The following is a 13,649-nucleotide window of genomic DNA, read 5'->3' as shown; positions in this document are numbered from 1 at the left end:
GCCTTTTTGCTCTGCTTCTTCAGCCGCTTCTACCGCCGCTGTCGCTGCTGCAACGCTGCTGTCGATGGTGCCATCGCTGTCGGTATCGTTCACCCCAGGAACTGTGGTGGTCAAGCCATCTAAACGACCTTGTAGCTCTGTTTGTTTTGCTGATTCAGAGTCTGGTAAAGCATTAACTAAAGTTTGAGCTGTGCCTTTCGCTGTATCAACTAAGTCTTTGAGTGCATCCAACTCTAATTTGTCAGCAGGATTAATCACGCCGCCTTTGCCTGCAATCGCATCGATAAGCTTTTGCTCTGCTTCTTCAGCCGCTTCTACCGCCGCTGTCGCTGCTGCAACGCTGCTGTCGATGGTGCCATCGCTGTCGGTATCGTTCACCCCAGGAACTGTGGTGGTCAAGCCATCTAAACGACCTTGTAGCTCTGTTTGTTTTGCTGATTCAGAGTCTGGCAATGCATCAACTAAGCCTTGGGCTATGCCTTTCGCTGTATCAACGGCTGCTTTAAGTGCATCCAATTCTGCTTTGTCGTCAGGATTGATGATGCCGCCTTTGTCTGCAATCGCATCGATAAGATCTTGCTCTGCTTCTTCAGCCGCTTCTACCGCCGCTGTCGCTGCTGCAACGCTGCTGTCGATGGTGCCATCGCTGTCGGTATCGTTCACTTCAGGTACAGTGATGCCAGGGGTTTTAAGATTATTGAGATCGTTTGTGAGTTGATCTTTTTTGTCTTGCACTGACGCTGGTTGATCAGGTAGCGCATTGACTAAATCTTCTGCGTCTTTGATCGCAGCATCGAGCTCTTCTTTAGACTTATCTAAAGCAGCTTTGTCTTCAGGATTGATGATCCCGCCTTTGCCTTCGATCTCTTTTTCTAAAGCATCATATTTGTCTTGGGCATCTTTAACCGCTTGTTCTGCATCGTCGATCGCAGCTTCAACGCTGTCATCAATACCATTACCATCTTGGTCATTCACTTCAGGTACAGTGATGCCAGGGGTTTTAAGATTATTGAGATCTTCTGTGAGTTGATCTTTTTTGTCTTGCACTGACGCTGGTTGATCAGGTAACGCATTGACTAAGTCTTCTGCTTCTTTGATCGCTGCATCGAGCTCTTCTTTAGACTTATCTAAAGCAGCTTTGTCTTCAGGGTTGATGATCCCGCCTTTGCCTTCGATCTCTTTTTCTAAAGCATCATATTTGTCTTGGGCATCTTTAACCGCTTGTTCTGCATCGTCGAGCGCAGCATCAATGTCGTCAGCGATTCCATTTTCATTTTTGTCATTTATAGGGGGTACTTTTAACTCAGGTAGTGCATTTAACTGCTGTTCCAAATCGTTTTTTTGCTCACCATCTGCCAAAGCATTTAACTTGTCATTTGCTTCTTGTTTGGCTTTTTCTGCTTCTGCAATCGCATTTTCAATTTCTGCTTTTTCTGTAGGTGTGATTAAACCATCTTTAAGTGCGGCATCTAATTTATCTTTTGCTTTTTGATATGCATCTACAGCATCTTTAACTGCTTTTTCTGCACTTTCTAGCGTAGTATCGTGTTTATCATTCGAGCTTTTAATAGATTTATCAAAGTTAAGCGCACCTAAAGCAGCTAATGGAGGAATCCAAGCCCAAGCCGGCACTCCATCTTTATAAAGTAATGGTTTTATTTCAGACAGTGGATTATATACAACCTCATTTAAAAATGCACCTGTGTCGTCAGTAAATTGCACCCACAATAATTTATCGCCATCCCCCAATACCAAAGTATTATCTGCAGCAAAAAAATCTTTTATAGTTATCGTTTGACCATCATTTAATTGTACTACAGCATCCAAACCGTCTGCTTTAATACTCGCGATACTCTCTTTTGAAACATTTAAAATAACAACCGATGGCTCAACTAAAGACAACGTGTCTTGAGTTGTCGTTTCGGATAAAACATTATGACTGTCTTTTGAAACAACTTTTATATTAATCATAATAGGCTCTTCTTAAATAAAATGTTTAAAATTAGATATAGATGCACATTTAGGATGTAAAAATGATACTTGGTTTGCAATTTTTTGCAAACATAAATATTAAATGTGTATAATTCGTTCGGCTGTGTATAATTCGTTCGGCACAATAATTTAAACGCGTTAGCAATCTTCTTTTATAATTCGAAAAGGCTTTGTTGCACAAAGTGAACCGTACCGGGTTTGTCGGAGACTTTTTTATTTAAGTTAGGCCACCTGACCTAACGGGTTAATCTTATCATAGTACATTGCTTCAAACTCAAAAGGCGATACATAACCCAGTGCACTGTGTACACGCTTTTTATTGAACCAATCTACCCAGTTTAGTGTCGCAAGTTGTACATCTGCTAAACCTTGCCAATCTGCTTTTAAATATTCAATCACCTCTGTTTTGTATAAGCCATTCACCGTTTCAGCCAAAGCATTATCGTATGAATCACCAGTCGTACCGACTAATGCTCGTAAATTTGCAGCTTCTAAATGATTGGTATAGCGAATAGAAAGATATTGAACACCTCTATCGGAATGATGAATCACATTCTTTGGCATGCCTCGATCGTGCAATGCTTGCTCAAGTGCATCGAGTACCATATCTGTATTCATCCGTGTAGATACTTTCCATCCAACAATTGCTCGTGAGAACACATCAATAATAAAGGCGGTATAGACCCAGCCTGAATTTGTTTGAATATAGGGGTGAGTAGACCAAGGGAATTTCACCCTTAGCCCCTCGCAGAACCGGACATGAACCTCTCAGCTCATCCGGCTCCCATTATCCAACCGATGGTAAACATCCCATTTTCCAGTGCACAAAGGCATTTGGAAAATCACGCGCAAGTCGCCCTAAGGCATATCTAGCCCGTCTTTTATGACGGACCAAGTTTTTATACTTACGCCTCATCCAGCGTATAAGATAAGCATTCATGTGTTGCCAGATCGCTGACATTGCTGAACCATGGAATCGACCATAGTATTGCTGCCAACCTTGAAGAATTGGATTAAATATTGCAGATAAATCACTTAATTCGCGATTACACATCAGATGTAGATGCCATTTCCGAATAGTCTGTCGCATTGCTTTAAGTGCATCACGACTGACTGCAGGAGAGAAATTTACATAAACTCTTTTATACTTGTCCACAGCCTTACGGGGCCTAAACGTGTACCCGAGAAAAGTAAATTGAACATCGGGGGTAATCCCCCCTAAAAATAAAAGGATCTAAAAGTAGAATTTTCTCTTAAGATACGAGCAGGAGATTCTGCATGAAAACATCTAAATTTACTGACAGCCAGATCATGTCCATTTTAAAACAGGCGGAGTCTGGCACACCTGTAGCCACCCTTTGTCGTGAACATGGCATGAGTAATGCCACGTTTTATAAATGGCGTGCCAAATATCGCGGTATGGATACATCATTAATGGCTCGACTGAAAGAGCTGGAAGCAGAAAATACCAGACTAAAAAAAATGTATGCTGAAGAGCGATTAAAGGCAGAGATTGTTCAGGAAGCAATGTCAAAAAAGTGGTGAAGCCATCTTGCCGACGTCAGATGGCTCAACAAGCCGTTGCCCTGCATGCGGTTAGTATCCGTTTAGCTTGCTCTGCATTTGGCATTAGTGAAACCTGCTACCGTTATCAGGCTAAACTTTGCGATGACAATGCACTCATTGCTGAACAGCTCATTGAACTCACTGAGGAAAATTCCGATTGGGGCTTTGGTTTGTGCTTCTCGTATTTACGGCATGTTGAGAGTTGCTGCTGGAATCACAAGCGGGTTTACCGCATTTACTGTGAGTTGGCACTGAATCTGCGTATTAAACCGAGAAGAAGACTAAAACGGCACGCGCCTGAACCATTGAAAGAACCAATCCGAGAAAATCAGGTCTGGTCATTAGATTTTATGCATGATCAGCTGATCGATGGTCGAAAGTTCCGATTATTAAATGTGATTGATGACTACCGTCGAGAAGGCTTAGCGATTGAAGCAGGATTCTCATTACCTACAATCCGAGTTATTCGTACGTTGAATCAGTTGCTGGAATGGCGAGAAAAGCCGTTAGTTATTCGGTGTGACAATGGCCCGGAGTTTATCAGTCATGAATTTGTACGCTGGGCAACTGAACAAGGTATTCGTATTGAATATATTCAACCAGGTAAGCCACAGCAGAATGCGTATATTGAACGTTATAATCGGACTATACGTTATAGCTGGCTAAGCAAGCATCTATTTGACACACTGGAAGAAGTACAAGATTATGCAACGAGTTGGCTGTGGCATTACAACTATGAAAGACCACACCAAGCAAACAAAGGAAGGCCACCTCTAATGGCTGCTTAACCTCTACTTTTAACTTCGGTTATTTATGGGAGGATTACCTCAAGGCTTATTAAAAATACATAGTTTTAGAATTCAACCATGTCAGAACTCTAAACATAGTTTTTTTAATTTAATGAATACTGCGGCCGATATTACGCATTTAGATGATAATGAGTATATCCTTGCTAAACTATCTAAATCATATTCATCTTCTACTTATCAGTCTGAACACACTTTGGCTAGCTATATTAATTTAGAAGCCGTGCAACAATTTTATGCATTAACGGAACGGGGTAAATTCGCATTAAAGCATAGTGCCAATAATCTACAGGTTAGTTTAGCAACAGATTTAGAGATAGAAAAATTTTGGGAAGCATATCGCTTAGATCAAAAAAAGATTTTAGAGCATGAAAAGGCACTAAAATTTACTGGACTTATATTTGAAAATAAAATTTCTGAAGAGTCTTTATTTGATTTAATAAACAATAAAACTTTAAATGAATATTTCAACCCCAGTAAATATGAAATTTCTCATCTACAAGCACAAGATGAAAAAGCTAAAAAGCAGCTTTTCTCTTTAGAAAGTTTTGATAACACTAAAGCCTATGCTGGCATGTTTACCCGTTTATTATTTAATCTTGAGGTCAATGATCCTGTCCTCATTGAAAAAATATAAAGAAATCTCTAACTTATGTAGCTCAAGAGAATATTATAGCTCTTTAAAAGAGCAACAGACTAAAGATGAACTCACATCAAAATTCTTGTCTAAGCAAATTTTGAGAGAAAAAATTTTAACGGAATACATGCTTCTAGAATCTCAAATTAAGCATTTACCACTGCTTGCATTATCTCTCTACTTTCACTATGAAATGTTAATTAAAAATAACTATCCACTAAATTTAAGTGCATTAAAGGAAGACATTTTAAGTCTTAATTTCTTTTATATAGAATCAGAATGTAAAGAATATAACGATTTACCGTATTTGGTAGCTTTTAGCATTGGAAAGTTATTGCCATCTGAATTTATTAATACACTTTATTACTATAAAACAAATAAAACAAATAAAACAAATAAAACAAATAAAACAAATAAAACAAATAAAACAAATAAAACAAAAGCCTATCCATGTTTTAAGACGACTCATCAATCCGATTTAGAACAGGCTTTGCCAAGCATTGCTGATGAAGAATTTCTAGAAACGACATTAAATGAACTTAATGAAGAAATTTCTAAAACTTGGACTGAAGTTCAGCGTAGCATTCAGATATCACAGATCTCCGACGTCACACCTACAGTAAAAAAAAGAAGATATAAACACTTCGAATATTACTCAACTCACAGGATCAACAACCATCACTCATCCATCAGAAAAGCATTTGGACACTAATCCACAAACAATGCCAATATCCGAAACAACTGATTTAAGCGCACATTCTGAGGTACAGAGCAGTCCATTAGTAACACCACCTGTTGTTGTTAGCGGCAGTGTAAAAATGACCCCCTAACGGCATTTAAAAACTGACCCCCTATGCCAATACAGCAACCTGAACATCCAAAGCCACAAGCTTCATCAAGGCCAAACCTACAAGAGCAAATCAGTTTAATTGTAGAACATCAGATATTCGGTACCCACTATAATTTTCTGAGAGATCAATCAATATATGAACTAAAGATTACTACTGTAATCTTTAGTTCAATATTGATTGAGAAAACCAACTCAATTCAAGTTGCTTTTTATGCCAGTCTACAATCCCATAAAGAAAAGAGCTTAATAGCCTCTTCTGAGTTTGAAGCAATGTACTATGATAAGATTAACCCATTAGGTCAGGTGGCCTAACTTAAATAAAAAGTCTCCGACAAACTCGGTACGGTTCACTATGGAAATATAACCATCTAGCTGGTCCCTTAATTGCTCTACAATAATTTTTTTGTTCATCATTACAACACTTTTAACTATTCAATCCATCTCGGTTTGAGCGAATCAGAATCTATAGTCGACTTTTCAATCAATATAATAAGTTATCTATAAAAATAATTTGTTGATAACTTCCCTCTCTATTAAGCCAGATTAAAACTTCTTCCTGTATTTCAAGTATCCTAGTACAAAGAGAAACAATGGAGCAAAAATCACGAATTTCCTCAAAAACTTGTGATTCACTTTGTCGTAGTAAGTCAATAACATTTGATCCATAAATGGTGCTAAAACAGTATCAGGTCTTGTTTCAAAATAATGGTTTAACCGCATATTTAAAAACATTAAAACACAAAGACTAAAAATCAAAAACATCAAAGGAATGAGCCATACTCGCCAATAAGTCGTAATCACCCATATAAAGGTTTCAAATTCCTGCTGTAGCCAATGCATGACTCTCACTCCCAAATTAAGAATACATCTGCCTATTCATAATTAAATCACTATGTGTAAGCACATAGTCAAATATGTCATCCGCCTTCGCTTTACGATCTTCGAAATTAAACGTTTCCCATGACAGGGCATCAGTCAAAATAATTTCAGAGTTTAAAACTTCCAGCAATTGAGCTTTATTACTTTCTTGGTTGATCCAATTTACACCCTGCGATAAAACAGTTTGAATTTTATTCAACAAATCTTGAGCAATTTTTTTCACTGCTTTTTCTTCTTTCTCAGATAAATTTGGTTTCTTTAATTTATCAAACAGTGTGAGTTCCAGATCATTGTCTAGTTCTTCTCTTACATAACGCGTTTCTTCTTCAGACAAGTCCTCATAGACTTTCATTAACTCTTCAAAAACCTTTTGAATTGTCACATCAGAAATGTCTTCATTAATTTGCGTAATGATTTTTTGGTAGTCTTCATGGAACTTCGCACGATCACCGTTTACAGCAGTGAGACGAGCTAATGCTTTTTCAATACGCTCCTGAAGCTCCATCAACACCGTTCTTTTATGTTTAATTTTTTCAAACTCAACTTTTAGACGATGAAAATCAATGGCTGACAAGTCGTATTCTGCATCCTTTCCTTTCTTATCCGTTGCTTCTAAATGATGATTTACATAATTCTGAATCTGTCTGAGTTCTAGCGTAATGTCAGAGCCTTCTTCACGCTTTGATAATCTACGATAGATCGCCTTTAAAGTATTCAGGTCTGCCTGATATATAGAAAGTTCATCACACGGTAAAAGATTTTCTTTACGTAAATCTAAGTCATTAAACATAGTAATGAACGTTGCTTTTACCTGCTTGGTAACAGATAAAGCCTCTTTACATTGCAAGAGCAATTCCAAACGATCTTCGGCTTTAGCCGACTTCAATGCTTGATAAGGGGCTTTCTTAGACTCCACATATTTGATTAAATTTTTCAGATATACACCAAATTCGATGAGTAACTTTGGCTTATCGCTTAACGGATCTGCTTCTACCTGTTGGGTTTTACCAGCAGAATTTTTACCCGTTGAGAACACTGCCAATGCACGTCTTAAACTTTGAAGCATGCCGTTATAGTCGATGATCGTCCCTTGCTTTTTACCTGGTGCAACTCGATTAGCACGTGCAATCGCTTGCATCAAAGTATGGTTTTGCATCGGCTTATCAATATATAAAGTCGATAATGACTTCACATCAAAACCAGTGAGCCACATCGCACAGACAATGACAAAACGTAATGGATGATTGCTATCTTTAAACTCTTCATCCAACTTACGCTCTTGCATTACTTTACGATGCTTTAAGATATCTAAAGGCTTGCCATTGTGATCATTGAATTTTGCGACTTCTTCAATTTCGCTTTGCTCACTACTGACCACAACCGCAAACTTGGTTTCTTGCATCCATGCTAAATGTCTGCGCTTTTCCTCTAAAATATCTGGATCATTGCAATGAATGATTTCTTCTTCTGCAAGCTCTTTCTTTTGTAACTCAATCGCTAACTGCCACTTTTCAGTAATCAGCTCATACATTTTTAAGCACGTATTACGGTCTAAACAGATCAACATACCTTTATTACAAGGGGATTTATCCGTACCCAACAACCAACGCTCTTTATAATGATCCACCACATCTTGCGCTACGATTTTTAAACGCTTCGGTGATGTTAAAATATTGTAGTCATCACTTGCCTTACGGACGAGACGCTCGATATCAGCTTCACTTTTACCCTTCTTCTTAGCATCATCAATGACTTTCTGAATGCGTTGATTTAACTCATCAGGATTGGCAATACTCAGCTGAGCACCATGATTTTCGTAAATTAAAGGTACAGTCGCACCATCTAAAATGGCACGTTTAAAGTCATAAATGGAAACGTAATCACCAAACCATTCTTTGGTTTTTTGATCTTCTGGAGAGTCCATTAAAGGCGTACCAGTAAACCCTAAATATTTGGCATTTGGCAGTGCTGCTCGCATATTACGTGCTAAATCACCATACTGACTACGGTGTGCCTCGTCTGAGATCACAATGATATTATCCGCAGTACTATATGGCTCTGTCACAAGCTGATTAAATTTAAAAACTGTACTGAAAATATATTTATCATTCGAGTTCGTAAGTTTTTTACGCAGTTGATCGCCGCTGACTGCCTGATCATTCACCTTACTGGATTTACCACAATCACTATAAAGTTTAGAAATTTGATCATCTAGTTCAATACGGTCAGTAATAATCACAAAGCGATAATTCGATGAGATTTTTCTTAATACTTTTTCAGTAAAAAAAAGCATTGAAAAAGACTTACCCGAGCCTTGAGTATGCCAGTAAACCCCTAATCGACCTTCATGACGCTCTTTAATATGCGCTGGATCTTGACTGATCAGCCGCTCAATAACTTTATTCACACCTAAATATTGGTGATTTTTCGCAATGATTTTGATGGCTTTATCACCCTCTCCTTCAAAGGTAATAAAGCTCTCTACTAAATCGAGTAAACGTGTTTTGTCCAAAATCCCAAATAGCAATCGCTTCAGTTGATTCGTATTAGCTGCTGGTTCTGGATCATCTTCATCATTACGTTTCCACTGACCATAAAACTCGAGTGAAGATGTAAATGTGCCGTACTTCGCCTCTTCACCATTAGATAAAATGGTGATTGCATTAAAGTCAAAGAGTTGCGGAATTTTATCTTTGTAGTCTGTCAAATTGCCTTTAAAGGCACGATTGACGTCAATATCTACGCCTTTAAACTCAAAGAAGACCAACGGTAAACCATTTACAAAGCAAATCAGATCTGGACGTCTACGCTCTGAAGTTAGGGTACTTTTCACCCATAGTTCATCTACTGCATGGTAAATGTTGTTTGCGACATTATTGAAGTCAATGATTTTAACTGTGTAGTCTTTTAACTGACCTGTCTTAGGATTTTTTGCCTGTGTTTTATGCCCAACTAGCAAATCTTGTTCATAGCGGTATCTGTTTTCAGCAATTGCATTTGCGTTATAGCTACGACGATCTTTAAGATGTTTAATCGTGTTTTGAATGGCTTCTTGAGGCACATCAGGATTCAATTTTACTAAGGCATGCTGTAAGTCATTTAGCAAGACCACTTGTTGTTCTGACTCACGGCCAAAAATACTTATGCCTGATTTCCATTCATCATCATAGGCATGTGTTGTTCGCCAACCCAATTGTTCTTTCAGAATCTTAATGGCTGGTTTTTGAATCAGATTTTCTTCGGAGTATTGTGCGTGTGCCATAGTAAAAAAATTATAAAAATTAATAAGTTTTTGTTACCCAATTTAGCATAGGTCGTTGAAAAAAACCTGCGCTAACGCAGGTTTTTTTTAAGGTTTATTCAATACTTGAAAGTTTGGAAACATCGAGTTCACCTGACATAAGTCGAGGTAATAATGTCTCCTTTAAGTCATGCAACTTCTGATTCTGAGTTTGTAGGATATGTATTTGTTCATACATTGGCTCCACAACTTCATGAAACTTATCCAATAAGCTTTTTGGCGGAAGTAACAACTCATAATCTTCAAAGTCTTTGTACGTCACAGCAGGATATGCAGCCCCTTGTGCAACGCTTGTTAGATAACCACAAAAATCGTCACTTGCAGCTAATGCTGTTAAATACGTAAATGGAATTTTTGTTGGTCTTAATACCGTAAATCCTGTTGATACAATTAAGTTACTCTGAGGATTTTGAATTAAGGCATATTGTTTTCGGTTTGGACGGACACATGACCAAATCACATCACCATGCTGAACTTTTCGTTTTGCTCGACCTGGAGCATCATCAATATGATATTGAGTGAACGATTCAATTTTCCCTTGCCCCACTGATGAAATATCTACGTATAAGATTTCATCAAGTTCACCTTTTTTTAAAGTCGAAGGATTTGTGCTTATAACTTCTTTAAGAGATACGTTTGTCCACCCTTCAGGAATACCATCAACAAACTCAACTTGCTCATGGTTTGGGAATTTAAAATTGATGAACCATGAATTGTATAATTCGGCCAATACTGACTCATAAATCCTTATTCTATCTTCATAGGTTTTAGAAAGTTCATCGATAGATTTTAAAATCTGAACTTGTTTAGTCTGAATCTCTAAATCAGGTAAAAAAATCTTCGTTTCACGCACTATATCCGTATTGATATTCTGAATAGCAGCGCCATAAGAGATACCATTAAAGTATTCTTTTAAGGTCATCAATTTATAATACAACCACTCAGGCTCAACACCTGCGTAGTCAGAAAAATAAAGCCATCCATCATGAATACAGGCATCAACACCTAAAAAATAAGGCGTTCCTAATGTACCACTTGCCGAAATAATTAGACTACCTTTTTTAAGATGCCTGCTAAATGATGCTCCATATTCATTTACAAACTGTTTAGTTTGAATGATATATTTCCCTGAAGCTGTTGCATCTGCAATTTTCACCCATGGAATAGAACCATCTTTAAAATATTTTTCATCTTTAATTGGTCTAGGAGATGATCCTCGTCCAATAGTGACAATATCGCCAAGACAAACTTCCATCCCTGTCATGCCAATAACTCCTTGATACTATTTTGAATACGTGATTCAAGAAGCTCAGATTTTTTAGACAAATCTTCTAAGCAAATCAAAGTTGAATTTAAAAACTCATTAAAATCTTTTGTATTTATTGAGCTTTGTTCAATACCAACATAACGACCAGCCGTTAGGGAATAATCTTGAGCTTTAATATCTTCCTGTGAAGCTAACTTACATAAGCCAGCCACATCAGCATACACACCTTCAGGGAAACGCTCATTTAACCAAGTCACATCAGCAATACGATCAGCTAAGATTTTTTCCAAAGTTTGTACTTGATCTTGAACGGTTTCAGGCTCACCTTCTGCTGAAGCATTCAAGCCATTTAACAAGACAGCAATATCTTTGTTTGCCCATTGCTTTTTATCTTTCTTCGTATACAAACTCTCAGCGTGTGCGACTAATGCCAAAGCTTCAGCTTTAGTTGAACTTAATTGATCAAATACAGCTTGAGTTTGACCTAAAGCATTTTTCAGTGCATTAAATATTGTAATGATTGAAGCATGGTCTTGAGCATCTTCAAGTTTTTGGCGTAAGTCAGCAACACTTGGTAAAGCCTCAAGCAGTGCAATCTTGGCATCTTCAGCTAACTCTGACGCAAGACTTTGTTGCGCTTTTAAAGCAGATGCTTTTAAAGATGCGAGTTGCTCAGCAGTAACTGGCGTTGGTTTATCCTCAGACTCTTGTTCTTTCTTCGATAGCTTATTTAAAACATCAATCGACGTATTGGTCGCAAATTTAGCTACGTAATCAACAACAGTTTTAGATGAGCTTAAATAGTCTTTATAAACCACTGGCATCTGCTCAATGGTCTCAAGCATCTTGTTGATAGAGCGACGTAGCAAGTTTTGATACTTGTCATGCTCTTCACGATATAACCAAACAATCACATTTAAAGCTTCTAATTGTGACTCACTGAAAATATGTGATTTCGCTGATACCACCGTAAATACATTACGTGCATCCAGCATCAATACTTTATCTTTACGACTTTCAGGTTTTGATTTATCAAAGAACCAAAGCGCACATGGCAAAGAACGGGTATAGAAGAACTTTGGTCCAATCGACACCATAATATCAACATGACCAGTTTCGACTAATTTTTGACGGATTTCTTTGTCACGACCACCTGCATCAGATGCACTTGATGGCATAACAAAACCAGCACGACCAGTCTGATTCAAATAGCTATAAAAGTATTGAATCCACAAGCTATTTGCATTTGAAACTTGCTCATTTTTACCATCATTACCATCATTACGCTTACCACCAGATTTAGAAGTCACCCCTGGTAAACCAAAAGGCAAACGTTTCTTTTCAGCAATCGCTGCTTGAGCAATTTCTAAAGCTGTTGGTTCAGGCTGACCTTCTTCCTGCTGTGGCACAACATAAACGTCGTTCTTACATTTGCTGGCGTCCACCGCATCTACGTTAAATGGCGGGTTTGCCATAACAAAATCACACTGACCAATATAGTCGTGCAATGCACTATAAAAAGAGTTTCCTTCTACAATGTTAGACGCATCCAAACCATGCACAACCATGTTCATAATGGCGAGCTTTTGGTTATTTTCGGTTTTTTCCTGGCCTACAAACTGCATCGGATTATGCGTGTTATTTTGCTCTTGGAAATGTGTTGTTTGAATAAACATCCCAGCCGAACCCACTGCAGGGTCAATCACTAAACCATGATCAGGCTCAATAAAATTAACGATGGTACGTACTAATGATGGCGGCGTGAAAAATTCCCCCCCTTCTTGTGCACCAGACTGAGCAAACTTATTTAAGAAATATTCATAAATTTTACCAAACACATCGCCTTCTGCGTTTAATAACGTATCTCGGTTAAAAATACGCACAACACGCTCTAACAGATCTTCTTCAAAATGCTGATAGGTCTTTGGTAACACACCTTTTAAAATTGGGTTTTGAGTTTCGATTGATTCCATAATGGCATCAAGTTCAGCACCCAAGTTATGGCCTGTTGGTAAGTTTGCTAAATAATCAAAGCGTTGCTCTGGATTCAAATACAATGCACTACGTGCCTTAAAAGCAATCTCGAGTTGCTTTTCAAATGCCTCTGCTGGCATTTTATTTTCATCAACAAGTTTTTGATAACTTGCCATTTGATGATCTTGCAACAATTCTTTTTTTAACGAGTAAAAACGTGAAGTTGCATGCGATAAGAAAATGATACCTAAAATTGGTTGTGCATATTCTGTTGCAGTTAATTTCGAGTTTGCACGCAGGTCATCTGCCGCTTCCCATAAGTCTTTTTCAATTAAAGAGATGTTCATATTGCCTCAATTTATTCGTTTGGGTGAGAG

At 37.9% G+C, this 13,649-nt stretch carries 8 protein-coding genes and 2 pseudogenes; 4 read left to right on the top strand and 6 right to left on the bottom strand.

Translation table 11 applies throughout. The annotated features are described in order from the left end of the window. The 3 genes and pseudogenes from FTU34_RS13365 to FTU34_RS13355 all read right to left on the bottom strand — a co-directional run. Positions 1-1,971: BapA prefix-like domain-containing protein (locus FTU34_RS13365; RefSeq protein ID WP_180112642.1), on the bottom strand; the 1,971-nt coding region annotated here is incomplete at its 3' end. Between the two features lie 243 nt (positions 1,972-2,214). Then, positions 2,215-2,700 (bottom strand): annotated as a pseudogene (locus tag FTU34_RS13360) (IS3 family transposase); the annotation flags it as partial. Positions 2,701-2,779: 79 nt separating this feature from the next. Then, positions 2,780-3,199, bottom strand: a pseudogene (locus tag FTU34_RS13355) (group II intron maturase-specific domain-containing protein); the annotation flags it as partial. A gap of 71 nt (positions 3,200-3,270) precedes the next feature. Between FTU34_RS13355 and FTU34_RS13350 the strand changes: the two are divergent. The 4 genes from FTU34_RS13350 (at position 3,271) to FTU34_RS13335 (ending at position 6,163) form a co-directional block, all read left to right on the top strand. Then, positions 3,271-4,346 (top strand): IS3 family transposase gene (locus tag FTU34_RS13350; protein WP_180035918.1). Its coding sequence is split into 2 segments (ribosomal slippage): positions 3,271-3,523 and positions 3,523-4,346, totalling 1,077 coding nucleotides; the frame shifts between segments, so codons are not numbered across the junction. 25 nt (positions 4,347-4,371) lie between these two features. Continuing rightward, positions 4,372-5,001 carry a hypothetical protein gene (locus FTU34_RS13345; RefSeq protein ID WP_180035919.1) on the top strand — a complete coding sequence of 210 codons (630 nt, stop codon included), beginning with the start codon at positions 4,372-4,374 and terminating at the stop codon, positions 4,999-5,001. Then, positions 4,988-5,713, top strand: a complete 726-nt coding sequence (locus FTU34_RS13340) for a hypothetical protein (RefSeq protein ID WP_180035920.1) — start codon at positions 4,988-4,990, stop codon at positions 5,711-5,713. The genes FTU34_RS13345 and FTU34_RS13340 overlap by 14 nt, the downstream gene beginning before the upstream one ends. 141 nt (positions 5,714-5,854) lie before the next feature. Continuing rightward, positions 5,855-6,163, top strand: a complete 309-nt coding sequence (locus tag FTU34_RS13335; RefSeq protein WP_180035921.1) for a hypothetical protein — start codon at positions 5,855-5,857, stop codon at positions 6,161-6,163. Positions 6,164-6,707: 544 nt separating this feature from the next. Here the strand turns inward: FTU34_RS13335 and FTU34_RS13330 are convergent. The 3 genes from FTU34_RS13330 to FTU34_RS13320 all read right to left on the bottom strand — a co-directional run bounded on the left by FTU34_RS13330 (position 6,708) and on the right by FTU34_RS13320 (position 13,619). Then, positions 6,708-9,992 (bottom strand): type I restriction endonuclease subunit R, encoded by a 3,285-nt coding sequence (locus FTU34_RS13330; protein ID WP_180035922.1) that lies wholly within the window; start codon positions 9,990-9,992, stop codon positions 6,708-6,710. Between the two features lie 94 nt (positions 9,993-10,086). Then, on the bottom strand, positions 10,087-11,295 hold the full coding sequence (locus FTU34_RS13325) for a restriction endonuclease subunit S (protein ID WP_180035923.1): 1,209 nt from the start codon (positions 11,293-11,295) through the stop codon (positions 10,087-10,089). After that, positions 11,292-13,619, bottom strand: a complete 2,328-nt coding sequence (locus FTU34_RS13320) for a type I restriction-modification system subunit M (RefSeq protein ID WP_180035924.1) — start codon at positions 13,617-13,619, stop codon at positions 11,292-11,294. Before FTU34_RS13320 ends, FTU34_RS13325 begins: the two co-directional genes overlap by 4 nt. Between the last annotated feature and the right edge of the window lie 30 nt (positions 13,620-13,649).

It is taken from the genome of Acinetobacter sp. YH12094, assembly GCF_013419295.1.
GTDB lineage: Bacteria > Pseudomonadota > Gammaproteobacteria > Pseudomonadales > Moraxellaceae > Acinetobacter > Acinetobacter amyesii.
This window is presented reverse-complemented; position numbering and strand designations above follow the sequence as displayed.